This is a genomic window from Bacillus sp. BSL6 (genome assembly GCF_052928345.1).
In genome coordinates, this window is the sequence record NZ_JAVGCW010000003.1 from 577,994 (window position 1) to 601,069 (window position 23,076).

Here is a 23,076-nt window from a genome sequence, read left to right on the forward strand (position 1 = left end):
TTTCGTATAAAGGAGCTGCGACTTACGAAAACTTAGGAATAGAACATTGGAAGAGGTGTTAGTATGATAACTAAAAAACTACCATTGCATATAGACGATATTAAAAAAGCTCAAAGTATTCTGGATAGAAATGCTCGTAAAACTCCATTAGTAAAATCATTTTACTTGACTAGTAAAACGGGTGGAGAAATTCACTTAAAATTAGAAAATATGCAATTAACAGGTTCGTTTAAATTCCGTGGTGCGTTTAATAAAATGTCACAGCTGACAGATCAAGAAAAAGAGAGAGGAGTAATTGCTTGTTCTGCTGGTAATCATGCGCAAGGAATTGCTTTATCTGCTCATTTACTCGGTATTAAAAGTAAAATTGTAATGCCGATTTCTGCCCCTCAAGCGAAAGTTGATGCAACGAGAGGATATGGATCTGAAGTGGTTTTACATGGTGAAACCTTTGATGATGCGAAGGCAAAATGTGAGGAGATTATTAGAGAAACAGGTGAAACATACTTACATCCATATGACGATGTAGAAGTAATGGCTGGTCAAGGTACAATAGGATTAGATATTCTTGATGATATGTGGGATGTTGATACGGTCATTGTACCAATTGGTGGAGGAGGAATTATTTCTGGAATTGCTGTTGCATTAAAATCTTTTAATCCGTCGATTCATATAATTGGTGTCCAAGCAGAAAATGTTCATGGGATGAAGGCATCTTATGACAAAGGTACAATTATAGAACATTATGAGGCACCTACGATAGCAGATGGTTGCGCGGTAAAAATACCAGGCAATTTAACTTTTGAAGTTGTAAAAGAATTAGTAGATGATATTGTAACAGTATCAGAAAAAGAGCTGGAATTAGCGATGAAAGACTTATTACAACGCGGGAAAGCTGTTGTAGAAGGTGCAGGCGCATTAGCTACTGCTGCTCTACTTGCAGGGAAAGTGGATACATATATTAAAGAGAAAAAAGTAGTAGCAGTTATATCTGGTGGGAACGTAGACTTACAGCGCATATCGAGTGTTTGTGAACAATTTTTTGTGGCGAATGAAGTGAAATAGTTTTATGAAAAAGGAGCTAAATGAAATTATATTAGCTCCTTTTTCATTATGTTTGTGCGGGAGTAAATAATGACTCCATTTTTACTTTGCTCTTTTCTCGAATTTCAGCGTCTGCATGGCGCATCACGTATTTATGAGCTACAGCGATCGCCAAAACATCATCTAATAAGCCAATCCCAATAATAGCAGCTATATCTGGAATGAAGTCAATTGTTAATACGTAATAGGATAAAGCGGCTAATATGATGAATTTCGCTTTAGTAGGTAACCCTTTTTTTCTCATTATGTAATATAAAATAATACTTTCATATACACTAGATTTACCGAGGTTTGCTGAGCTTTTCTTGAATTTTTTCCAAAGTGTCTGTTTTTCCATATAAACACTCCTTTTACAAAAAATAGATTTTTTAAAAGGATAGACAAAGAAGTGAGAGACTAATCAATTTTATAGTTTTTCTTAATGTATATTTCAATAAAAATAGGGAATTACCTGTTCAAAATAATAGAATGTTGGTTATGTAACGACTCACAGTGTATATGTTCGTTCCAAGTAAAGGTACTACGTAGATAACGTTTGGTGGTAATACGTATTAAAGTTAATTTTTCACATTAATCTCTGCATTCGTACAATGTTGAATTACTTCTAAATAATCTATTGGTGAGAAATTTAGTAATTCTTGAATAGCCCCTTTACTCGCTGGTGATTCATAAGCTGCTAATGTGATTCTGGTATTAATTGCACGATTGGCCATTTCATCTAGCAGTTCAGGTGTTACTTTGTTTTGAACCCTTTTTTTCTCACTTTTCTCCCATCTTTTTGAAAGTTGTCGCTTCGTTAATGGCTTTTTTATTTTCTCAGATAAATCCGATGAGTTTGAGTTTTAGAATTTTATCGTGGTATTATTTATGTAACAAGGGGATGTTGTAAGAAAAAATATAATTTTTTGGGGGAATGAGAATGGGAATCTATAACTATGAAGCGAAAGAGGATTTGCAAGTAGGAGAAGTTTGTTTAGAACGAGATATTTATGAAATTGTAAATTTTTACAAGAAAGGGTCAATAGTTTTATGTGATTCAGTATCTCGTTTCAGTGCGAATTCAGACAGAATGTTTAAAGTGATAAATAGGATAGAAACATATATGCATAAAAATAAAGACTATACATATCAGGTTTCGGATAGGCCTAAGTTAATTTATGTAGTTGAACAGGTAAGATAAGGAAAGCATTCATAACGGATGCTTTTTTCTTTGTTATATAGAATGTACACATTAAACGTGAATTTGAAAGAAATGTATGTAGATGATTTAATTTATTAAACATTTATTAAGCGGTATGGGGGAAGAAAAATGAAGATAATAGAACTACCAATTGAATTCGAATTTAACGGGAAAAAACAATGTATTTTTCCAAGTTTAATTATATTACATAATGAATTAACATTAGTCGATACAGGATATACAAATTTTTTACCTTTAATTGAAAATGCAATATTAAAACATGGGTATGAGCTGAAAAACTTAAAAAATATAATTATTACTCATTATGATGACGATCATATAGGATCTTTATATGATTTCCAAGTTAAATATCCTCACGTTCATATTATTGCTAGTGAAATTGAATCTAACTATATTAATGGTGATATAAAATCAGAGAGATTAGTTCAAGCAGAAGAAATGTTAGAACGTATGCCAAATGAAGAAAAAGAATTTGGTAAATGGTTTATACAACAGTTAAAAAATATAAGACATATTTTCGTCGATGAAAAAGTACATGATGGCCAAATGATTTTGAATAATGAATGTCAAATAGTAGCAACACCAGGACATACTTCGGGGCATATTTCATTATATTTTCCGGACTTACACAGTGTAATTACAGGAGATGCAGCCGTTCAAGATAATGGTGAATTAGTAATAGCTAATCCGAATTTTTGTTTAGATATAGAAAAAGCGGAAGAGTCTTTAAAGAGGATTAAAGACCTTAAAGCTGTAAAGTATTATTGTTATCACGGAGGAAAGCTCATGATATAAAATATTAAAAAGCTGATCTTTCTTATATCGAAAAAATCGGTTTTTTAATTCATAGATTCCGCAATTCTAATCAAATCATTAACATTGTAGTTCAATCCCTTCTGTTATATAGGACTGCATTAATTCTTTATCATTTTTGAGCAAAGCATGTTTGAATTCACTGATTACATCTGTTTGAGATTTTGCCGTTATAATTGTGGTGGATTGAAAATATAGTAAGTAAAATATGCAAAAGATCCTTATGAATGTAGTTGTCAATTTTATCACCCTATAACTATATTTCCGTAACATTGAAATATATATGTACAGGAGGGGGAGAAGATGAGTTTATTATTTGATGTAATAGCAGATATCATTTTATTTTCCCCTCAAAATGACATGAAATTAAAACATCATATTGCCAAATTAAGCGAATTTGAGTGGTTTCGAAAGTTACACGAAGATACAAAGTATACAAGATTAATTTGGAGTAATAGAAAAGTTAAGAAGTTCATTTTGTCTTCTACTAACATGGAAGCATTAATAAATTCTGAGAAAAAACAAAAAGAACTTGTCCAACTAGTACATGATGAATATAAAAAAAGAAGATAAGAATTTTTTTATTTTTCATATTTGGGGAAACAAATGGTACAATGAAAGCTAATGTGAAAAATAAGGAAAAGAAGTGGTCAATGTGAAAAACTTTTTAGAATTAGGAATTAGTGAAACGTTTAATCATACATTACGTGAAAATGGAATTACAGAAGCAACCCCAATTCAAGAGCAGGCAATTCCTGTTATACTGTCAGGTAAAGATATTATTGGGCAGGCGAAAACAGGAACGGGTAAAACGTTAGCATTTGTGTTACCGATTTTAGAAAAAATCGATCCAGAATGTAGCGATGTTCAGGCTTTAATTGTTGCACCAACTAGGGAACTAGCACTGCAAATTACAACTGAAATTAAAAAAATGCTTGTGCAAAGAGAAGATATTAATGTTCTAGCGATTTATGGTGGGCAAGATGTAGCGCAACAATTGAGAAAGTTAAAAGGTAATACACATATTGTTGTAGCGACACCAGGACGATTATTAGATCATATACGACGTGAAACAATTGATTTAAGTAATCTGTCAACGATTGTACTAGATGAAGCGGATCAAATGCTTTATTTCGGTTTCTTATATGATATTGAAGATATTTTAGATGAGACACCTGGCAGTAAACAAACGATGTTATTCTCAGCAACGATGCCAAAAGATATAAAAAAATTGGCGAAGCGTTATATGGATGAGCCGCAAATGATTCAAGTACAAAGTGAAGAAGTAACGGTAAATACAATTGAGCAGCGTGTCATTGAGACGACAGATCGTGCAAAGCCAGATGCACTTCGTTTTGTTATGGATCGTGATCAGCCATTTTTAGCAGTTATTTTCTGTCGTACAAAGGTTAGAGCGAGTAAGCTTTATGATAATTTAAAAGGACTAGGTTATAATTGTGCTGAACTTCATGGTGATATACCTCAAGCGAAACGTGAAAGAGTTATGAAGAGTTTCCGCGAAGCTAAAATTCAGTACCTAATCGCAACGGATGTAGCAGCTCGTGGACTTGATGTAGATGGTGTAACGCACGTATTTAACTATGATATCCCTGAAGATGTAGAGAGTTACATTCACCGCATTGGCCGAACAGGACGTGCAGGTGGATCAGGTCTTGCAATTACGTTCGTTGCAGCGAAAGATGAAAAACATTTAGAAGAAATTGAAAAAACGCTTGGCGCACCAATACAAAGAGAAATAATCGAACAACCGAAGATAAAACGTGTAGATGAAAATGGAAAACCGCTACCAAAGCCGGCTCCGAAGAAATCAGGCGAGTATCGTCAAAGAGATAGCCGTGAAGGTTCAAGAAGTGATTCAAGACGTGGTTCGAGAAATGGCTCAAGAAGTGATGCAAGAAATAGTTCAAGAAATGAAAACAACCGATCATTTAATAAGCCAAGTAATAAAAAAGGTAGTACAAAGCAAGGTCAGCAAAGACGTGGTCGTTAAATAGTTATAATTGTAAAGAGTCGCAAAATATTGTGGCTCTTTTTTTGTTTGTATAGAACAAGGATGATAGCAAGAAAAAAACGGAAATTTCATTCACCGTATTTAAAACTTACAAAGGAAAGTTTATAGTCCAAAACCAGTAGAACAAGGGTATTACAACCATGTCGTAATTCAAGAACAAGTGCAACTTACGTATGGACAATATTTAATCGAAAAAAATCGAGAGAAAGCAATTCGTACTAGCCCCTCTGATGATGATACGAATTATGAAAAAATCAATTGGTATAACGATATAAAAACATCTTTTGCAAACAAAGAATTGGCCGATTTGGTGAAAGAAATTTGTAACTTTGTTAGTTTTGTTCGATGGGAACTCGAGATGCACAACTGCCATCCTTATTGGGAAGTTACTTACTACGGCGATGAAGGTAATGTAGTGTGAAGTTAACAGAAGGGATAGTATGCGAAATAAGAAAAAGGACTAGCAGTCGTACCTGCTGTCCTTTAATAGGAGAAAAAGTAATCTTGTTTAGAACTACGCATAAACAGAAAATCTGCTTGTGATTAGTTTTACCCTAAATATAAGTGTCTATACAAAAAAAGGGATAAGTAAAAAATACTTATCCCCGGAAGGGAAATCCCAAGCACCAAAATGGCTCGTATTGGTCTGCAGGTTCAAAAGTAGTATATGTAAAACAAAAAATCTCATACAAAAAGCAGACAACGATTTTGGTTGTCTGCTAGTGAGCTCAATGAGTTAGCTAATTGTGATAATTTGCATCCCCATTGCGAGAAGAGTGAAGCTGCTAGTTCAAACAGCTTGTTCGTATTATTTTCGATTCCCTAAAAAATATACAGAGAAAGCAGATAAGTGAAAAATCTATCTGCTTCTGCTGTAACAAAAGAAAGAAGTATTAGCTGTGGACACGGCGGCTTGAAAATAGTATGTATTTTTATTTGAAAAATATTCAAGGGGTGAAGAAACATGGAATACTAAAGCTTAATTTTCATAAAAAATAAAGCACACATATAAGTGTGCTCTTATGAACGCTTTAGATTTGTGTGACTACATAGTCACCATACAATAAAATATGCTTGTTTGATATAAATGTGTGTCAAATCTATAACATATATTTTGGGGTGTATAAGGAATATTAAATGTTAATTAGCCAAGCATATTGTTTTTATTAACGAATTTGTGCAACTGTTAAAGCGGCAGAACGAATATCTACTGTACCAATTACTTCAACGGGTACAATTTGAATTAAATCACCAGGGTTTAAGTTTATTAGAATGACACCGCTGGATACATCTACTTCACCAGTGCCAATGATATTAGAACGGACTGCGGTTCCTGATCCTGCAATAATATTAGTTGATGAGTTTAGTGTTAAGAAAAAGCGCGCTGCTTCCGGGGCTACTGGAACATTATCGAGGCTGATTGTTAATGTATAACTGATTTGATAAATACCAGCTACTTGAATTCTAATACCAGTTCCTGTACTAATTGTATCATTGATTACAGGGACAGTAATGTTTGGATTTGGGCCCGTACTAGGTAGTAGTAGTGGCGTGAATAGTGTGGCAAATTGAGGTGAAGTAGCATTAAAAGCAAAACCGAGAGCTGGTAGTGTACTGGGGGCTTGTGCTCTACAATTAAAGTTTGTGAGCTTACGACTAGATGATCGCATATTTTCACTCCTTTCTTTCATTTAGATTGCGTGAGTAACAACCTCACGTTTTGGACAAGCACAATACAATATATGAAAATTTATAGTGAATAGTGCAGAGGTGTACTGTTATGGGTAACACTAATTGCCTATTGTACAAAGGAGATACTACGCTTACAGAAATAGTTTGTAACCTAAAGTTGAAAAAATAGTATGAATAGAGTTGAAAATGCTATTTAGAAATGAAAGGAAACATAATAAAAAGGAACATACATATAAGCATGCTCTTTGACAAGAAAGGTAGAGTTTTATGAGTGGATTCCTCCATACAATAATATATGCTTGTCCGGTTAATAGTTGAGAAAGGGCGAATGCATATGGAACGAATAGAAGTGAATAACAAAATAAAAATTTCATTTTATAGAAAAGGAGAATGGATATATGGACTAATCGGGAAAGCGTAGTTAAAGACTTCTTTAAGAGGTAAGGACTGGATCAAAATAAAAGAGCAGCTAGCACAAGCTAACTGCTCAATACAAGGAGATACAGAGAAGACTACTTTACATGAATGTTGGCATACAGCCTACATTCAGTATTGACCGAATATTTATTTTAAATCCAATTTATTTAAAGTAAACATCCCAACAGATAAAATGGCTGCGCCTGCTACAGAACCTAGCCAGTCTCTCCAGCTTAATGTATTTAAAGATGCATCTGTTAAATCCATAATTAAGAAGATAGCAAACATTAATACACCAAATGCTAAGCATCCCCAAAATGTTTGCAAATATTTAATCATCTTATTTCGGAACTTGCTCATATAAATCACCCTTATTAATAATTTATATTTTTATAAATAAATTATCGCATGTGCAAAAATTAAAAGTATGAAATATGCAAAATTACATATTGGAACTTAACAAAATAATCCATTCATAAGTAAATAGATCGAACAGAGGGAAACCGTTTCGTATGAATCAATTGTCATTTTTTGAAGTCATCGATGAAAAGGAGATGCGTAGATTTGTGGTAAAGGAGCTGAAAAACTACAAAGTATTGTGCGTTTGAATGAAGAATCAAGAAAAATAGGATCAAGCGGGGGCATCGTTCTTTTCCTCAAATGAAAGGTGACGGTAAGAAACATGAGATACATTTTAAACAAATTAAACGGAAGTTAAAAAATAAAAATTTATAAAGGAAATAGAAAGTAGGGAGTTGTATATATACGATAATAGGAAACTTTTTACTAACTAAGCATATAATTTAAATAGACCGACAGTCGGTCTGATGGGAAGGGGAACTTGAATGCGAATAGTAAAGGAATATGAGGAGCGTAGAAAAGAAATTTTAGAAACGGCTGAACGTTTATTTATTACGAAAGGTTATACGAAAACAACAGTAAATGACATTTTAAAAGAGATAGGGATAGCAAAGGGGACGTTTTATCATTATTTTAAATCGAAAGAAGAAGTAATGGATGAGATTATTATGAGGATTATTAAAGAAGATGTTGCTAAAGCGAAAGTAATCGTTTCTAATCCAAATATACCAGTATTAGAAAAGTTATTTCGAGTTTTAATGGAGCAATCTCCAAAATCAGGTGATATAAAAGATAAAATGATTGAGCAATTTCATCAACCAAATAATGCAGAAATGCATCAAAAAAGTTTAGTGCAATCTATTATTCATTTATCTCCTGTATTAACAGAAATTTTAGAACAAGGAATTGAAGAAGGGATATTTTCGACTTCATATCCACAAGAAACGATTGAACTATTACTATCTTCAGCGCAAGTCATATTTGATGATGGGTTATTCCAATGGAAGCCGGAAGAAATGATGAGGAGAGTGAAAGCTTATATTAAAATGATGGAAGTATCTGTTGGAGCGAAAGAAGGATCCTTTAATTATATGCTGGAGGTTTTAATGAAACAGAAATAATATTTTTTCTGTTTGTTTATTATAGACCGACAGTCGGTCTAAATTAAGGGAAGGGTGTGATTATGATATCTATTAGTATAAAACCTTCGATGAAAGATTTTTATTTAATGGTGAGTGGGCAAATTATTACTATTTTGGGTTCAACACTTTTACGTTTTGCTCTGTCATTATATGTGCTAGATTTAACAGGGCGTGCTGATATATTCGCAGGATTATATGCGATAACGAGTATTCCGTTTTTGCTAGCTCCTCTTGGCGGAGCGATAGCAGATCGTTTCAATCGTCGTAATGTAATGGTTATATTTGATTTTATAAACGCTGCGATTGTATTAAGCTTTATAGTTTTGTTATTTACTGGATCTGTATCTATTCTATTGATCGGAACAATTATGTTTTTACTAGCAATCGTTAATGCAATGTACGCACCAGTTGTAATGGCAAGTATTCCGCAATTAGTTCCAGAGAAAAAATTAGAACAAGCGAACGGTATCGTAAATGGTGTGCAAGCATTATCTAATATAGTTGCTCCTGTATTAGGAGGAATATTGTACGGCATAATTGGTTTGAAAATGCTCTTGATAATAAGTTGTCTTGCTTTCTTTTTATCTGCGATTTTAGAAATGTTTATTACAATACCTTTTATAAAGAGAGTGCAAGAAAGCCATATCATACCGACAATTGTAAAGGATATGAAAGAAGGGTTTATATATGTTTTAAAACAACCATTTATTTTGAAGGCTATGTTACTTGCAGCTTTACTAAACTTAATTTTGACACCGTTATTTATTGTTGGAGGACCTATTATTTTACGAGTAACTATGCAGATTAGCGATACGATGTATGGAATCGGGATGGGGTTAATTGATTTTGCCACCATATTAGGTGCATTGTCAATCGGTTTCTTTGCTAAAAAGTTACAGATGAAAACATTATATTATTGGATGCTTATTATAGCTCTATTAGTAATACCGGTGGCGCTATCGGTCACACCATTTATTCTTAATTTAGGACACTATCCACCATTTATCCTCTTTATACTTTCTTCTATTTTAATTGCAATGATCATGACAATTGTATCCATCTATGTGATTACTGTAGTTCAAAAGAAAACACCAAATGAGAACTTAGGAAAAATAATGGCAATTATAACAGCGGTATCCCAATGCATGGCACCGATTGGGCAAGTCGTTTATGGTTTTATGTTTGAAGAATTCAGTATGAAAATTTATTTACCTATATTAGTTATTAGTTTCATAATGTTATTAATAGCAGTTGTGACGAAGAAAATACTATCGAATGAAGGGAACTAGCTTTATATGATTAGGAGAATGTTAAAAAGAAATTTCTCTCAAAATAAAATGATAATTACTATTTTATTTATGTTTATCATGTTATCAAGTCTTTTAATGGCTAGTGCTTCAAGTAATGTTATAAATCTATTGAACTCAATGGATCAATTGGTTAAAGTATCAAACGCACCGCACTTCGTACAAATGCATGCCGGAGAAGTAAATCAAAAGTCAATTGATTCCTTTGTAGAAAAAAATCCGTTTGTAAAAAAACAGCAAACGGCTGAAATGGTTCAAATAAATGGATCTAACATTTTTATTAAAAAGAAAAATCAAGCAGAACATAATAGTGTAATGGACATTAGTTTCGCGAAACAAAATAGTAAGTTTGATTTTTTATTAAATTTAAATAATGAAGTGGTCGATGTTATGAAAGGGGAAATAGGTGTACCCATTTATTATATGCAAAAATATAATTTGCGTATGGGAGATAAAATATGGGTTATTAAAGATAATAATGAACTAGAATTTACGATTTCAGCATTTGTTCGTGATGTTCAAATGAACCCATCAATCGTTAGTTCAAAACGATTTGTAATAAGCAATGAAGATTTCGAAAGAATAAAAAGAAATTTTGGAGAAAGCGAATATCTTATTGAATTCCAGCTAACAGACGAAAATAAAATAAATGAATTTGAAAATCTATATAAGTCATCGAACTTACCACAAAAAGGTCCCTCTATTACGTATTCACTATTTAAAACACTCAATTCATTAACAGATGGAATAATAGCTGCCGTACTTATCATAATAAGTGGATTATTAATGTTAATTGCAATGTTATGTATTAGATTTACGATCATTACTTCGATGGAAGAAGAGTATCGAGAAATTGGTGTTATGAAAGCAATTGGGATTCATAACAAAGATATTCAAAAATTATATATAACAAAATATATTGTGATTTCAGCTGGTGGATGTATATGTGGATATATACTCTCACTATTTGTTACAAAAATCTTCACTTCAAATATCACCCTTTATATGGGGGCGGCAAATAAAAGCATTTTACACAATATTGTGCCATTCATAATTACAACATTGTTATTTTTAGTCGTTATCCTGTTCTGTCGTATTATTTTGCGGAATTTTAGGGGAATTACAGCAATAGACGCTTTACAATCAAGAGATAAACTAGGAAAGAGAAAAATTAGAAACTCCTTTTCACTCAATCGGTCTAAATTAAAAAATGTAAATGTATTTATTGGTATACAAGATGTTATAAAAAGATTTAAGTTATATCGTGTATTAAGCATCGTATTAATAATAGCTGTGTTTATGATTGTTGTACCCGTTAACTTTTTGTATACGATTCAGTCACCGAATTTTGTAAATTATATGGGGACAGGAAAAAGTGATATTCGAATAGATTTACAGCAAACTGAAAATATAGAGAAACGTTTTAAGGGTGTTATTTCATATGTAAAAAATGATAAAGAAGTAGAAAAATATGCAACATTTGTTACGAGTACACTTAAAATGGTAAACGCTGATGGTACACATGAAAACTTAAATGTAGAAGTGGGAGACTTCACTACATTTCCATTAGACTATATGCAAGGTAGGGAACCAAAAAATGAAAATGAAATTGCTCTTTCTTATATGAACGCAAATGAATTAAAAAAGAATGTAGGGGATCATATCGTTTTATTTGTTGATGGGAAAGAGAAAACACTAACGATTAGTGGTATGTATCAAGATGTAACGAATGGTGGGAAAACAGCTAAAGCTAGTTTTTCTAATAATAATGAAAATATATTATGGTATGTAGTAAATGTAGATATGAAGCCTAAAGTGGATTTGCAAGAAAAAGTGAAGGAGTATAAACAAAATTTTAGTTCTGTAAAAATAACAGATACAAATGATTATGTAACGCAAACTTTAGGAGAAACAATTAAACAATTAAGACTCGTGACACAAGTGGCTATTTTGATTGCGATATCGATATCAGTTTTAATTACTGCAATGTTTTTTAAAATGTTATTAGCAAAAGATTCTTCGCAAATTTTAATTATGAAAAATATCGGTTTTTCTAGTAAAGATATTCGTATACAGTATATAACACGTTCTATCGTCATTGTATTATTAGGCATTGTGATAGGGACATGTATAGCTGCTACGTTTGGTGAAATGTTAGTAAGTTGGTTAGGGTCTTTTATGGGAGCTGCTCATATAAAGTTTGTCGTGAATCCTATCGTTTCTTATGTAATATGTCCAGCTATATTATGTATATGTGTGACTGCAACAACGCTTTTCAGTAGTTTTACTATGAAGCAAACAAACGATGTAAAGCCAAATGGGGAGTAGGGGTGTATCACTTGAAAAAAATTTTAGAAGTAAAGCAAGTAAACAAAACATATTCAATGGATGGAAATACAAATTATCACGTGTTAAAAAATATAGATTTAGAGATTTATGAGGGAGAATTTGTATCGGTCATGGGGCCTTCTGGTTCTGGGAAATCGACGTTACTATATAATATTAGTGGAATGGATCAAATGTCATCAGGAAGTGTAAAAATTGATAGTAAAGAATTATCATGTATGAAAGAAGAAGCGTTAGCGAAATTACGCCTTACTGAAATAGGATTTATTTTTCAGCAGAGCAACCTTCTTAGAAACTTGAACCTATTTGATAATATCATCTTGTCAGCATATTTAGCGAAATGTGAGAGTAAGAAAATAGTAAATAAACGTGCTCTAGAGCTAATGAAGAATATGGGGATAAGTGATATAGCATCTCATTATATAACCGAAGCATCTGGGGGGCAATTACAAAGAGTCTCTATTTGTAGAGCGCTCATTAATAATCCAAATATTATTTTTGCAGATGAGCCGACTGGTGCTTTAAATTTAAAATCAACAGAAGAAGTAATGCAAATATTATTAAATATTAATCGTGGTGGAACGACCATTATGTTAGTCACTCATGATGTGAAAGTAGCAGCAAAAACAGAAAGAGTGCTCTTTATGGCGGACGGAGAAATTGTTAGTGAGTTACAGTTAGGTAAGCTTAGGAACGATGATTTAAAAGCGCGAGAAGAGAAGTTGTTAAACTGGTTAGCTGTACTTGGATTTTAAAGAGAAAAACTCCTATTGAATGTAGGAGTTTTTTCTTTGTCTTAAAGTTCTAAAAGATATATAATAATTTTCTGAATATTAAAATTGGAGGGGTGCAAATGAAAAATGAAACGTTGCACACGCAAGAAGATATTATTAAAATGCTGGATTCATTATTAAGACCAGCAGAACCATTTTGGAATGAATTTTATGCGAATAGAGAAAAAGATGTTCCGTTTTTTGAAAATGTTCCAGATGAGAATCTAGTTTCGTATATACAAAAAAAACGGGTTTCAAAAGGGAAAGTACTGGAACTTGGATGTGGTCCGGGTAGAAACGCAATTTATCTAGCACATGAAGGGTTTGATGTAACAGCAGTAGATTTATCTATAGAGGGCATTAATTGGGCGAAAGAAAGGGCGTTAGCAAAAGGAATAGAAATTAATTTTATTTGTGATTCTATTTTTAATTTAGAGGTTCAAAATGAATTTGATTTTGTATATGATTCGGGCTGTTTACATCATATTCCACCACATAGAAGAGTGAATTATGTAGATTTAATTAAAAACGCATTGAAATCAGGTGGTTATTTCGGATTAACATGTTTTGCGGCAGGTGATTTAGATGAGCGAAATGGATCAGAAATAACAGATTGGGACGTATATAGAGGATGGAGTCTACAAGGTGGTCTTGCTTATTCGGAAGAAAAATTAAGAGAGATATTTAAAGGATTTAAAGTGATTGAAATTAGAAAGATGGAACAGATTGAACAACCAAATACTATGTTTGGAGAATCATTTCTTTGGACAGCATTATTTAAGAAGAATTAAGAAAGTAGATAATTGACAAACTCATCGTTTTTATGGACAATACACTTATGAGAATGTATGTTCGTTTTTGTTAACCGATGTATATTTTGCATAAATACATAGCAAGGGGTTGTCTCTAAATGAGTAACACAAATCAAAAAATTACTACGTTTTTAATGTTTGAAGGCAAAGCTGAGGAAGCGATGAACTTTTACACGTCGCTATTCGATCAATCAGAAATTGTAAATATCTCTCGCTACGATGAAAACGGACCTGGTAAAGAGGGTACTGTAATTCATGCAACGTTTACGCTAAATGGCCAAGAGTTTATGTGTATTGATAGTTATGTAAATCATAATTTTACGTTCACTCCAGCTATGTCTCTTTATGTAACTTGTGATACGGAAGAAGAAATTGAAACAGCTTTTAATAAACTAGCGGAGGATGGAGCAGTACTTATGCCTTTAGGTGCCTATCCGTTTAGCAAAAGATTTGGTTGGTTAAATGATAAGTATGGTGTGTCTTGGCAGTTAACGCTTGCGGAATAAATTGTAATTGATTTGTTTAATGGGTGTAGTTAAGAGGTTGAAAATTTAAATAACAAATAAAAAGGTGTTCCAACCGTCAACAAGTTTGGAATGCCTTTTTATTTGTTTAAATGAATTTGTATTTTTTCTATTTAGAATATTTTATTTTTCTTACTACTTTTTATCTGTTAATATAAATATAGAAAAATATGTATTAATTATTGGTTAGGTTAATAGAAAAAAAGCATAAATAGTAAATGATCTTACACTTAAAATGTAACAAGATAGCTAGGGGGAATAGTTATAATGGATACAACTCAACAAAACAGTAATGCATGGGATAAAAAGGTTGAAGAAGGTTCTAGATATACACAACCTGTAAGTAGCGAGGTTATTGAAAGAAGTAAATCAGGTGAATGGGAAATCACAGTTACCACAGAAAAATCAGTTCCTAGAGATTGGTTTCCAAAATCATTAGATGGATTAAAGATACTTTGCTTAGCGTCAGGTGGAGGGCAACAAGCACCTGTTCTAGCTGCTGCTGGGGCGGATGTAACAGTTACTGATATATCAAGAAAGCAGTTGGAACAAGATAAAAAGGTAGCAGAACGGGATGGGTTAACTTTAAAAACAGTTCAAGGAGATATGTCAGACCTTAGTGATTTTGAGGATGAATATTTTGATATTGTTGTAAATCCTGTTTCTAATTTATTTGTAAAAGATGTACATCTTGTATGGAATGAAGTTTCAAGGGTTTTAAAGAATAAAGGTATTCTCATTTCTGGATTTACAAATCCGTTACTATGGATTTTTGATGATAATCAAGAACAAAAAGGTATTCTTGATGTAAAACATTCAATCCCTTCATCGACATTGGATTATTTACCAAAGGATGAAGTTCAAGATTACATCGATTCAAATCAAACAATAGAATATGCGCATACACTGGAAGATCAAATCCAAGGCCAAATTGAAGCGGGTTTTATTATAACAGGTTTTTATGAGGATGATTTTGGTGGAACAAGGATATTAGATAAGCATATTAAAACATTTATTGCTACAAAAGCTATAAAGTTAAAGGTTGATTAAGAATTTTGACTTGTCACACGAGACGTTAGTCGAAGAAGGTTCTTAAAATAGTATATATAAAAAGAAAAGGGTGGAACTTTCCATCCTTTTCTTTTTATATAATTAGGTTATGCTTTTTATATTAAGAATTTTGTTGGCCGAATCTTTTCCCAAGTTTAGCTAGCAGTTCAGGCTGATCCCCTTGGCTCATTACAACTTCAACAAAGGTAAGTTGATCCTTATCATTACTTATTTTAGTTAAGACTTCTTGTAACTCTATTTCATTTTCCACTTTACATGTTAGGCTTTTCTCTTCTGTTCCGAATACGTTCGCTAGTTTTGTGTACTCCCACATTTGTATGTCATTATATGGTTCAATTTGACCATGAATTGCACGTTCAACAGTATAACCATTGTTATTAATTAAAAATATAATCGGTTTTAAATTTTGACGAAGCATGGTCGATAACTCTTGGACAGTTAATTGGAAAGAACCATCGCCAATAATTAAAATGTTGCGCCGCGATATATTAGCGAGCTGTGTACCAAGTAGAGCAGGTAATGTATAGCCGATCGATCCCCATAATGGTTGCGCTACATATGTAGTGTTGTTTGGTAAAGGGATAGCGGCACTACCAAAGAAAGGTGTTCCTTGCTCTGCAAGTAAGACGTCGTTTTTCTGTAAGAAATGGTACATTTGCTGCCAAAAGCGTTTTTGTGTAACCATTTGTGCTTTTGGATTGAACTCTTCTGTCATAGATAGCGATTCTGAAATAAATGGCTTAATATCAAGCGTTTCTTCATTTCGATGCTTAATTACATCACTTAACTGTTGTAAAACATCTTTCATTACAACTGGCCCGTATTTTTTATCTGTAATTTTCACAGTGTAGGGATGAATTTCAATAACTTGTTCTTTCGTAAAACCTTGTGTGAAGCCACCTGTAATAGTATCAGTTAACTTCACACCAATACTAATAATACAGTCAGATTCATCAATTCTTTTACGCAAGTATGGAGAACTTACATCACCAGTATAAATCCCTATAAATTGAGGGTGTTTTTCTGGAAATATTCCTTTTCCCATACTTAACGTTGCAATAGGAAACCCTGTTTTTTCTACAAATTGATATAAATATTCTTTAGCATGAAAACGATCCACTTCAAAATCAGCTAAAATAATAGGTTTCTTTGCACTATTTATTTTTGAAATGGCATGTAGAAGCATTTTATCCAGTGTTTCTTTATTACTTAAAATCGGTTTATGTAAAATTGGTTCTGTAGGTTTATTAATTGGTTTATTATACACATCAATCGGCAAATTAATATGAACAGGGCGTTTTTCATTCCAACATGCACGTAACACACGGTCAATTTCCTCAGCAGCATGTTCTGGGGTTAAATTAGTTTGTGCAACGGTAATTTCTCGATACATATTGGAAAAGTGATTAAACTTTCCGTCGCCTAACGTATGATGAACGAGCTCTCCATTTTCCATTACAGTTGTTGTTGGCGAACCTGTTATTTTTATAACGGGTACATTTTCAGCATATGAACCAGCAATTCCGTTAATGGCACTTAATTCCCCAACGCCAAAGGTGGTAATAAGAGCACCGATTCCTTTTATACGAGCATATCCATCTGCAGCATATGCCGCATTTAATTCATTACAATTACCAATCCACTCTACATTTTCATGTGCTATTACATCATCTAAAAAAGCCAAATTATAATCACCAGGGACACCAAAAATATGTTCAATTCCTAATTCGCTTAGTCGGTCTAATAAATAAGTACTAACAGTATATTGCGTTTTCAAGTGAATCATCTCCTCGTTGTTTTGCTGTCTTGTAATAAACGAAAGTAGCTCTAGAGTATGGATTTAAAAATTCATTACGAGAATGTGGTATAATTTACATACAGGGGGAAAGTAGATGACACAACATAAAGAAGAACAGATGAATAAAGCATTAGCCTTATTTTACTTTGCATATAAAACATTTACTGAAAAGCCAGATGAAATTATAAAAGAGTATGGTATTCAAAGAGTACATCATCGAATTTTATTTTTTATCGCACGCTTTCCAGGGATAAGTGTAAATGAGTTATTATCACTACTAGAAATAAGTAAACAAGCTCTTCACGGACCATTACGACAACTTGTGGAAAAGAGCTTAATTGAGAGTAATGAAGCTACACATGATCGCCGTGTGAAACAGTTATCTTTAACAGAAAAAGGTGCCGATTTAGAAAAGAAACTGAGTGATGTACAAAGACAACAAATGGGTGCCATTTTTTCAAAATTTGGTGAATCGTGTGAAGAAAATTGGCATCAAGTTATGAATGAAATGGCACATAGCCGATCAGGTTTTGATGCTTGGATATCGAAAAGGGAAGTTGCAATCGATCAAAAATAAAAAGAAATATATCTGTTTTTATAGTTTGAAAAAGAACAAATTTTATCCATACATTTGGCAACTATGGAGCTATCATAGAGTGAATGGATAAAAAGATACATTACTAGATACTTTATACGTGTACGCAATGGAACAATAAAATTCACATTTCCGAGAGGGGAATTATAATGATAAAACTTGTACTTATTCGTCACGGACAGAGTTTATGGAATCTTGAAAATCGTTTTACTGGATGGACAGATGTAGATTTATCAGAGAATGGATTAAGTGAAGCGAGAGAAGCAGGAGCGATATTAAAGAAAAATGGATATACTTTTGATGTAGCTTATACATCTGTATTAAAACGAGCAATTCGGACGTTATGGATTGTACTTCATGAAATGAATCTTGCCTGGGTACCAGTACATAAATCTTGGAAGCTAAATGAAAGACATTATGGTGCATTGCAAGGTTTGAATAAAGATGAAACCGCGCAAAAATATGGTGAGGAGCAAGTTCATATTTGGAGAAGAAGTATTGATGTAAGACCACCTGCTCTTACTGAGGATGATCCTAGGTATGAAATGAATGATCCAAGATATAAAACACTGAAAAAAGGTGAGTTTCCATTGACAGAATGTTTAGTGGATACAGAGAAAAGAGTACTTGCTTATTGGCACTCAGAAATTGCACCGAAATTAAAGGATGGTAACAAAGTAATCATTTCATCGCATGGTAACACAATTCGCTCGCTAGTAAAATATTTAGACAATCTTTCAAGTGATGGTGTTGTTTCATTAAATATTCCAACGAGTATTCCGCTCGTGTATGAATTAGACGAAAATTTACGTCCGATTCGCCATTATTACTTAAGTATGGATGGAGAAGTACCTGAAGGAGAAATTCCGAAACATATTACTTTTTAACATGAAAATTTGAAACCCATGCTTGTCTACATATACAATGTAGATTCAGGATAAAAGACGTGGCACCTTCTAATGTATATGCAATGTAGCTAAATTTAGAAGCTTGTCCACGTCTTTTGTCATAAAGAGAGTTGCTTGTGCATGTAATGATATCGTGAGTAGTTTTTGAATGGAGGGTGATGTCATTGGTGATCTCTAACATTCGAATCGGCTTATTTATTTTAGCAATCGTTTTTCTAGTACTTGTTTTCTTTTATTGGAAAAACGAAGAGTTGTACGAGGAGAAGAAGCAACGTATTAGAAAGACTTGGTATGGGTTGTTTATAATATCAGTCACCGTGTATTTCATGATAAAAGGAATTGATTTAACCCTCTGGAAAAATCTTTTAATGTTCACTGCAATGGTTATTTTCGTTGATATTGCATTTATTTTAACACCTAATATTTCAGAAATATGGGGAGCGAAATTTAGCGATATCGGCAAGACAGTTCAATCGATAAAACGGTCATTAATTGCTTCTAAAGCAAGAGGAGAAATATACACAACAATCATTCAAAATGTCAATCCAGCAGTGTTCGGTACGATGGAATGGCATACGGAGGAAGAATATACAAAAAGCTTAAACGCATTTTTAGATTCGTATGGGGAAAAGATTGGAGCAAAAATTGTTGTATTTGAAGCGGTAAAGGAATTAAATACAAACTTTCGCGGTATCCGTTCTCAATTTAGTACGATTATTCCATTAGAGTACATTGAGCAATTGAATGAGCAGAAAGCAGTACAAGTAGAAAATGTCGGAATTATACCAGCAAAAATAGTGAGTGATGTTTTCATTGTCATTGATGGGAAGAAAAATAACCTGCAAGATCGAGATTTTGAAAATGTATATAATTTAACAATACATCATAGTTATTTTAGTAAATAAGGACAGAAATTTTTTCTGTCCTTTTCACTTATACATAAAGGTAAAGCGAATTTAGACAAACTTGTATAAAATCGGACAATCATTCCTACACTAGCACGTAGAGGTGATTGTAGTGATAAAAAATAATGACAATGATTTTTTTAAAGAAGACAATGAAGATACAACGGATTTCTCGTTAATAAAAGGAGATACATTACAGCAAGTAGAAGATTTAGAAGAAGAATTAAAAAGAAAATGATACGTGTACAGGCTGTCTACATTTACGATATAATATAAATAGAAGGTTGTATCTTTTTGAAAAGGGGGAGAAGAGATGGCTGAAGTAAATATACAAAAGTCTTCATTTTTTAAAGAAAAAAAAGAAGAACCGAATACAGATTTCTCTCTTGTGAAAGGTGCATTAACGGAAAATATAAATCGATTAGAGAAACTGATGAATAATAGCAGTTCAAAATATATACGGGTGAAAAAAACAAAAGAAAATGCATAGAGCATTTTCTTTTGTTTTTTATTTAGCATTTAATTTTTCTTTTACTTTTGCAGGTAACTCAGCTTCCTGAACCTCTTCATATGACTTCACTTCAATTGATGAGATTTCATTTTTGCTCTTATCATCTTGATTTACATAAAGACATAAAAATGCATTTTCATTTAATTTCTGTTCGTTTGATGCTTTCTTACTTCTAAATGTAATTTGTTTTTTTACTCCGTCTTCGTCATAAGCAGGCAGTGTGTAGTTTCTTAAGTTTTTACCTTCAACTTTTTCGATAGTTCCCTCGCCTTGTATCTGTACGTAATATACATCTTTACCAATTCGATTTAGTGATGCTCTCTCACAGTCAATAGTAAAACTAGAAAATAATAAACATAGTGTAATAATTGCTACAAACTGTTTCATTTTCTTTATCTCCTTCAATTTGTTTCTTTACACAGTATATGATTATTGTGAAATGAGAAAAATCGATATAAATTACAACATCCTTACAATGTTGTAATAGTGTTGTACATAAAATGAACATCATATTAAAAGTTAAAAGAAAAGTAAAATTATGAATCATGGTATAATGATAAAAGACTTACATATTATTTTGTTATTTTGAGAGGAGCTTAAAAATGTATTCTACTTTAGAACAATTAACAAAGCACCCTGTATTTTATCATTTTGCAGAAATTTCAAAGATTCCTAGAGGATCAGGTAATGAAAAGGAAATTAGTGATTTTTTAGTTGGCTTTGCGAAAGAGCGTAATTTAGAAGTGATTCAAGATGAAGCATTAAATGTCATTATTAAAAAAGAAGCAACTGCTGGTTATGAAAATGTACCAGCTATTATCATTCAAGGTCATATGGATATGGTTTGCGAAAAAAATCAAGCAACCGTACATGATTTTGAAAAAGATCCAATTGAATTAAGAATTATCGGGGACATGTTATATGCAAATCAAACGACTTTAGGAGCTGATAATGGTATTGCAGTTGCATATGCATTAGCTTTATTAGATTCAAAAGACATTCCACATCCAGCACTAGAAGTAGTTATTACTACTGAAGAAGAAACGACAATGGGCGGAGCTTTCGCTGTTGATTCAAATCATTTTGAAGGAAAGATTTTTATTAATATTGATTCTGAAGAAGATCATAAATTACTTGTAAGTAGCGCAGGTGGAGCGAAAGCTGTTGAAACAATTCCAGTAATTTGGGATGAAGCTCCATCGAATACGGATGCATACCGATTATATGTTGGTGGTTTAAAAGGCGGACATTCGGGTATGGAAATTGATAAACAACGTGGTAATGCGAACAAAGTATTAGGACGAGTATTACATGATTTATCAGTAAATATTCAATTTGATATAAGTGAAGTTCACGGTGGATTAAAAACGAATGCAATTCCGCGTGAAAGTGTAGCTACAATCGTATTACGTACAGAAGATGTAGAGAAAGTAGAAGAAAAACTAGAATCATGGACACGAGTATTACAAGAAGAAATGCGTGCTGTTGATCCAGATGTTCATGTTACACTTACAAAATTAGATGAGAAAGTAGAAAAAGTATTTGCTAAAGAAACACAAAAGCAACTTATTTCATCATTATTCTTAATTCCGAACGGCATTCAAAGTATGAGCATGGATATTAAAGGTCTAGTAGAAAGCTCAACAAATTTAGGTGTTATTGAAACGTTGCAAGATGAAATTAAATTACGTAACGAAGTGAGAAGTTCTGTAAGTAGTTTAAAACAACATATTGCAGATGAGATTAAATGTATTGCCGAATTAGTTGGTGCAACATTTGAAATCGAGTCAGAGTATCCAGAATGGCCATACAATCCGAATTCACAAATTCGTAATTTATTTGAAAAAGTGCATCAAGAAAAATACAATAAAGATGTTGAAATCTTCGCTGTACACGCTGGGATTGAATGTAGTGTATTCGTTCAAAAGATGCCTGAATTAGATGCAATTTCATTCGGTCCAGATATATTCAACGTCCATACCCCAGATGAACATATTAGTATTTCTTCTGTTGTGAATAACTGGGGATTCTTCGTTGATGTAATGAAAGGTACGAAAGAATTAGCTAAGTAATAATGATGAAATGGAAAATAGCCTATAAAACTTTATAGGCTATTTTTTTGTATAGAGTTTTTTTAGAAATTCGTTTTTACGTAAGTATTTCATTTTTGCTTTAATTTCTAGAGGAGATTGTACCAAAAATTGCTCCGGATATTGCCCCTATTAAAGTCGTGAAAATTGCACTCCATGCTGCAAATGACATTATTACAGCTCTTTCCGAACGGGAAAGCCCATCGCCTTTAGGCATGGGATGAAAGTGAGGTTGGATACGGAGTACCACTAAAAATCGCTAAGTTTGTGGTACTTTAAGTATCCGAAATATTGGTATCTTTTGTGGTGTAGTTTAAAAGTAAAACTGATACAATGTGAATATGATAAATGGTTATAGAAGAACCAAAACAACTGTGTCATTAATTAACTACCATTTTGTGTTTTGCCCGCGATACAGAAGAAAGATTTTTCTTAACACAAAAGTAGAAGAACGTTTCAAAGAGTTGGTTCAAGAAATATGCGGAGAAATGGATGTTGCTATTGTCGCAATGGAATGCGACAAAGACCACGTTCACTTGTTCTTAAACACACTACCAACACTTAGTCCTGCTGACACAATGGCGAAAATTAAAGGAGTGACATCGAAGCGTTTGAGAGGAGAGTTTCCTCATCTTCAACACTTGCCAAGTCTATGGACACGTTCCTATTTTGTTT

General features: G+C 32.8%; 25 protein-coding genes and 2 pseudogenes. 20 read left to right on the plus strand and 7 right to left on the minus strand.

Annotation, left to right across the window (positions count from 1 at the left end; genetic code table 11):
- Nucleotides 1-63: 63 nt before the first annotated feature.
- Entirely contained in the window at nucleotides 64-1,065 is a 1,002-nt protein-coding gene (tdcB, locus tag RCJ96_RS13940) for a bifunctional threonine ammonia-lyase/L-serine ammonia-lyase TdcB (protein ID WP_000628910.1), read from the plus strand.
- 46 nt (nucleotides 1,066-1,111) lie between these two features.
- Here tdcB and RCJ96_RS13945 read toward each other — a convergent pair whose 3' ends face one another.
- Together RCJ96_RS13945 and RCJ96_RS13950 are read right to left on the minus strand one after the other, a co-directional pair.
- Complete coding sequence (locus tag RCJ96_RS13945; RefSeq protein ID WP_000415071.1) at nucleotides 1,112-1,441, minus strand: YkvA family protein; 330 nt, start codon at nucleotides 1,439-1,441, stop codon at nucleotides 1,112-1,114.
- A gap of 223 nt (nucleotides 1,442-1,664) precedes the next feature.
- Nucleotides 1,665-1,817, minus strand: a pseudogene (locus tag RCJ96_RS13950) (SMI1/KNR4 family protein); the annotation flags it as partial.
- A gap of 206 nt (nucleotides 1,818-2,023) precedes the next feature.
- Here RCJ96_RS13950 and RCJ96_RS13955 point away from each other — a divergent pair.
- Together RCJ96_RS13955 and RCJ96_RS13960 are read left to right on the plus strand one after the other, a co-directional pair.
- Nucleotides 2,024-2,284: a hypothetical protein gene (locus RCJ96_RS13955; protein WP_416503820.1), complete on the plus strand. Its 261-nt coding sequence runs from the start codon at nucleotides 2,024-2,026 to the stop codon at nucleotides 2,282-2,284.
- A gap of 129 nt (nucleotides 2,285-2,413) precedes the next feature.
- Entirely contained in the window at nucleotides 2,414-3,100 is a 687-nt protein-coding gene (locus tag RCJ96_RS13960) for an MBL fold metallo-hydrolase (protein ID WP_416503821.1), read from the plus strand.
- An 87-nt stretch (nucleotides 3,101-3,187) separates the two neighbouring features.
- On the opposite strand, the pseudogene RCJ96_RS13965 reads toward RCJ96_RS13960, so the two are convergent.
- Nucleotides 3,188-3,391: pseudogene (locus RCJ96_RS13965) on the minus strand (hypothetical protein); the annotation flags it as partial.
- A 30-nt stretch (nucleotides 3,392-3,421) separates the two neighbouring features.
- Between RCJ96_RS13965 and RCJ96_RS13970 the strand changes: the two are divergent.
- From RCJ96_RS13970 to RCJ96_RS13980, 3 genes are all read left to right on the plus strand, one after another.
- On the plus strand, nucleotides 3,422-3,691 hold the full coding sequence (locus tag RCJ96_RS13970) for a hypothetical protein (protein WP_270795052.1): 270 nt from the start codon (nucleotides 3,422-3,424) through the stop codon (nucleotides 3,689-3,691).
- A gap of 73 nt (nucleotides 3,692-3,764) precedes the next feature.
- A complete protein-coding gene (locus tag RCJ96_RS13975) occupies nucleotides 3,765-5,129 on the plus strand; it encodes a DEAD/DEAH box helicase (protein ID WP_270795051.1) in 1,365 nt (454 codons plus the stop codon).
- Nucleotides 5,130-5,310: 181 nt separating this feature from the next.
- Complete coding sequence (locus RCJ96_RS13980; RefSeq protein ID WP_270795049.1) at nucleotides 5,311-5,571, plus strand: hypothetical protein; 261 nt, start codon at nucleotides 5,311-5,313, stop codon at nucleotides 5,569-5,571.
- A 745-nt stretch (nucleotides 5,572-6,316) separates the two neighbouring features.
- Here the strand turns inward: RCJ96_RS13980 and exsF are convergent.
- Together exsF and RCJ96_RS13990 are read right to left on the minus strand one after the other, a co-directional pair.
- The gene (gene exsF / locus RCJ96_RS13985) at nucleotides 6,317-6,820 is read right to left on the minus strand and encodes an exosporium protein ExsF (protein ID WP_001257912.1); all 504 of its coding nucleotides are present in this window, start codon (nucleotides 6,818-6,820) and stop codon (nucleotides 6,317-6,319) included.
- Nucleotides 6,821-7,406: 586 nt separating this feature from the next.
- Nucleotides 7,407-7,619 carry a hypothetical protein gene (locus tag RCJ96_RS13990; RefSeq protein WP_000033167.1) on the minus strand — a complete coding sequence of 71 codons (213 nt, stop codon included), beginning with the start codon at nucleotides 7,617-7,619 and terminating at the stop codon, nucleotides 7,407-7,409.
- A gap of 485 nt (nucleotides 7,620-8,104) precedes the next feature.
- Between RCJ96_RS13990 and RCJ96_RS13995 the strand changes: the two genes are divergently transcribed.
- From RCJ96_RS13995 to RCJ96_RS14025, 7 genes are all read left to right on the plus strand, one after another.
- Nucleotides 8,105-8,740 (plus strand): TetR/AcrR family transcriptional regulator, encoded by a 636-nt coding sequence (locus RCJ96_RS13995; RefSeq protein ID WP_001223573.1) that lies wholly within the window; start codon nucleotides 8,105-8,107, stop codon nucleotides 8,738-8,740.
- A 62-nt stretch (nucleotides 8,741-8,802) separates the two neighbouring features.
- Complete coding sequence (locus RCJ96_RS14000; RefSeq protein WP_270795047.1) at nucleotides 8,803-10,050, plus strand: MFS transporter; 1,248 nt, start codon at nucleotides 8,803-8,805, stop codon at nucleotides 10,048-10,050.
- A gap of 6 nt (nucleotides 10,051-10,056) precedes the next feature.
- Nucleotides 10,057-12,396, plus strand: coding sequence for an ABC transporter permease (locus RCJ96_RS14005; RefSeq protein ID WP_416503822.1), 2,340 nt, complete (start codon nucleotides 10,057-10,059; stop codon nucleotides 12,394-12,396).
- Nucleotides 12,397-12,407: 11 nt separating this feature from the next.
- Entirely contained in the window at nucleotides 12,408-13,169 is a 762-nt protein-coding gene (locus RCJ96_RS14010) for an ABC transporter ATP-binding protein (RefSeq protein WP_270795044.1), read from the plus strand.
- 98 nt (nucleotides 13,170-13,267) lie between these two features.
- Complete coding sequence (locus tag RCJ96_RS14015; protein WP_270795042.1) at nucleotides 13,268-13,978, plus strand: class I SAM-dependent methyltransferase; 711 nt, start codon at nucleotides 13,268-13,270, stop codon at nucleotides 13,976-13,978.
- A 119-nt stretch (nucleotides 13,979-14,097) separates the two neighbouring features.
- Entirely contained in the window at nucleotides 14,098-14,505 is a 408-nt protein-coding gene (locus tag RCJ96_RS14020) for a VOC family protein (RefSeq protein ID WP_044791804.1), read from the plus strand.
- Nucleotides 14,506-14,790: 285 nt separating this feature from the next.
- A complete protein-coding gene (locus tag RCJ96_RS14025) occupies nucleotides 14,791-15,573 on the plus strand; it encodes a class I SAM-dependent methyltransferase (protein WP_270795041.1) in 783 nt (260 codons plus the stop codon).
- Nucleotides 15,574-15,694: 121 nt separating this feature from the next.
- Here RCJ96_RS14025 and RCJ96_RS14030 read toward each other — a convergent pair whose 3' ends face one another.
- Nucleotides 15,695-17,380, minus strand: coding sequence for an alpha-keto acid decarboxylase family protein (locus RCJ96_RS14030; RefSeq protein ID WP_270795039.1), 1,686 nt, complete (start codon nucleotides 17,378-17,380; stop codon nucleotides 15,695-15,697).
- 106 nt (nucleotides 17,381-17,486) lie between these two features.
- Here RCJ96_RS14030 and RCJ96_RS14035 point away from each other — a divergent pair, with 106 nt between their 5' ends.
- The 5 genes from RCJ96_RS14035 (at nucleotide 17,487) to spoIISB (ending at nucleotide 20,290) form a co-directional block, all read left to right on the plus strand.
- On the plus strand, nucleotides 17,487-17,969 hold the full coding sequence (locus RCJ96_RS14035; protein WP_270795038.1) for a MarR family winged helix-turn-helix transcriptional regulator: 483 nt from the start codon (nucleotides 17,487-17,489) through the stop codon (nucleotides 17,967-17,969).
- 167 nt (nucleotides 17,970-18,136) lie between these two features.
- Complete coding sequence (gene gpmA, locus RCJ96_RS14040) at nucleotides 18,137-18,874, plus strand: 2,3-diphosphoglycerate-dependent phosphoglycerate mutase (protein WP_000594156.1); 738 nt, start codon at nucleotides 18,137-18,139, stop codon at nucleotides 18,872-18,874.
- A gap of 188 nt (nucleotides 18,875-19,062) precedes the next feature.
- Entirely contained in the window at nucleotides 19,063-19,800 is a 738-nt protein-coding gene (locus tag RCJ96_RS14045) for a type II toxin-antitoxin system SpoIISA family toxin (RefSeq protein ID WP_139302696.1), read from the plus strand.
- A gap of 112 nt (nucleotides 19,801-19,912) precedes the next feature.
- Nucleotides 19,913-20,038 carry a D-alanyl-D-alanine carboxypeptidase gene (locus RCJ96_RS14050; RefSeq protein WP_139302694.1) on the plus strand — a complete coding sequence of 42 codons (126 nt, stop codon included), beginning with the start codon at nucleotides 19,913-19,915 and terminating at the stop codon, nucleotides 20,036-20,038.
- Nucleotides 20,039-20,113: 75 nt separating this feature from the next.
- Nucleotides 20,114-20,290 (plus strand): stage II sporulation protein SB, encoded by a 177-nt coding sequence (spoIISB, locus tag RCJ96_RS14055; protein WP_000852590.1) that lies wholly within the window; start codon nucleotides 20,114-20,116, stop codon nucleotides 20,288-20,290.
- A gap of 18 nt (nucleotides 20,291-20,308) precedes the next feature.
- Here the strand turns inward: spoIISB and RCJ96_RS14060 are convergent, their stop codons facing one another.
- Complete coding sequence (locus RCJ96_RS14060; protein WP_416503824.1) at nucleotides 20,309-20,698, minus strand: YxeA family protein; 390 nt, start codon at nucleotides 20,696-20,698, stop codon at nucleotides 20,309-20,311.
- A 215-nt stretch (nucleotides 20,699-20,913) separates the two neighbouring features.
- On the opposite strand from RCJ96_RS14060, the gene pepD reads away from it, so the two are divergent.
- A complete protein-coding gene (gene pepD, locus RCJ96_RS14065) occupies nucleotides 20,914-22,383 on the plus strand; it encodes a beta-Ala-His dipeptidase (protein ID WP_048554381.1) in 1,470 nt (489 codons plus the stop codon).
- 359 nt (nucleotides 22,384-22,742) lie between these two features.
- Nucleotides 22,743-23,076, plus strand: a 334-nt coding sequence (gene tnpA, locus RCJ96_RS14070) for an IS200/IS605 family transposase (protein WP_446699805.1), incomplete at its 3' end; no start/stop codon positions are given.

What these genes read in the sequence shown, in the direction of transcription:
- RCJ96_RS14020 (WP_044791804.1), top strand. Translation starts at nt 14,098, where the DNA reads ATGAGTAACACAAATCAAAAAATTACTACGTTTTTAATGTTTGAAGGC.
- RCJ96_RS13995 (WP_001223573.1), top strand. Translation starts at nt 8,105, where the DNA reads ATGCGAATAGTAAAGGAATATGAGGAGCGTAGAAAAGAAATTTTAGAA.
- exsF (WP_001257912.1), bottom strand. Translation starts at nt 6,820, where the DNA reads ATGCGATCATCTAGTCGTAAGCTCACAAACTTTAATTGTAGAGCACAA.
- tdcB (WP_000628910.1), top strand. Translation starts at nt 64, where the DNA reads ATGATAACTAAAAAACTACCATTGCATATAGACGATATTAAAAAAGCT.
- RCJ96_RS13945 (WP_000415071.1), bottom strand. Translation starts at nt 1,441, where the DNA reads ATGGAAAAACAGACACTTTGGAAAAAATTCAAGAAAAGCTCAGCAAAC.
- RCJ96_RS13960 (WP_416503821.1), top strand. Translation starts at nt 2,414, where the DNA reads ATGAAGATAATAGAACTACCAATTGAATTCGAATTTAACGGGAAAAAA.
- spoIISB (WP_000852590.1), top strand. Translation starts at nt 20,114, where the DNA reads ATGGCTGAAGTAAATATACAAAAGTCTTCATTTTTTAAAGAAAAAAAA.
- RCJ96_RS14015 (WP_270795042.1), top strand. Translation starts at nt 13,268, where the DNA reads ATGAAAAATGAAACGTTGCACACGCAAGAAGATATTATTAAAATGCTG.
- RCJ96_RS14060 (WP_416503824.1), bottom strand. Translation starts at nt 20,698, where the DNA reads ATGAAACAGTTTGTAGCAATTATTACACTATGTTTATTATTTTCTAGT.
- pepD (WP_048554381.1), top strand. Translation starts at nt 20,914, where the DNA reads ATGTATTCTACTTTAGAACAATTAACAAAGCACCCTGTATTTTATCAT.
- RCJ96_RS14030 (WP_270795039.1), bottom strand. Translation starts at nt 17,380, where the DNA reads ATGATTCACTTGAAAACGCAATATACTGTTAGTACTTATTTATTAGAC.
- RCJ96_RS14035 (WP_270795038.1), top strand. Translation starts at nt 17,487, where the DNA reads ATGACACAACATAAAGAAGAACAGATGAATAAAGCATTAGCCTTATTT.
- RCJ96_RS14025 (WP_270795041.1), top strand. Translation starts at nt 14,791, where the DNA reads ATGGATACAACTCAACAAAACAGTAATGCATGGGATAAAAAGGTTGAA.
- RCJ96_RS13955 (WP_416503820.1), top strand. Translation starts at nt 2,024, where the DNA reads ATGGGAATCTATAACTATGAAGCGAAAGAGGATTTGCAAGTAGGAGAA.
- RCJ96_RS13970 (WP_270795052.1), top strand. Translation starts at nt 3,422, where the DNA reads ATGAGTTTATTATTTGATGTAATAGCAGATATCATTTTATTTTCCCCT.
- gpmA (WP_000594156.1), top strand. Translation starts at nt 18,137, where the DNA reads ATGATAAAACTTGTACTTATTCGTCACGGACAGAGTTTATGGAATCTT.
- RCJ96_RS13990 (WP_000033167.1), bottom strand. Translation starts at nt 7,619, where the DNA reads ATGAGCAAGTTCCGAAATAAGATGATTAAATATTTGCAAACATTTTGG.
- RCJ96_RS14000 (WP_270795047.1), top strand. Translation starts at nt 8,803, where the DNA reads ATGATATCTATTAGTATAAAACCTTCGATGAAAGATTTTTATTTAATG.
- RCJ96_RS14005 (WP_416503822.1), top strand. Translation starts at nt 10,057, where the DNA reads ATGATTAGGAGAATGTTAAAAAGAAATTTCTCTCAAAATAAAATGATA.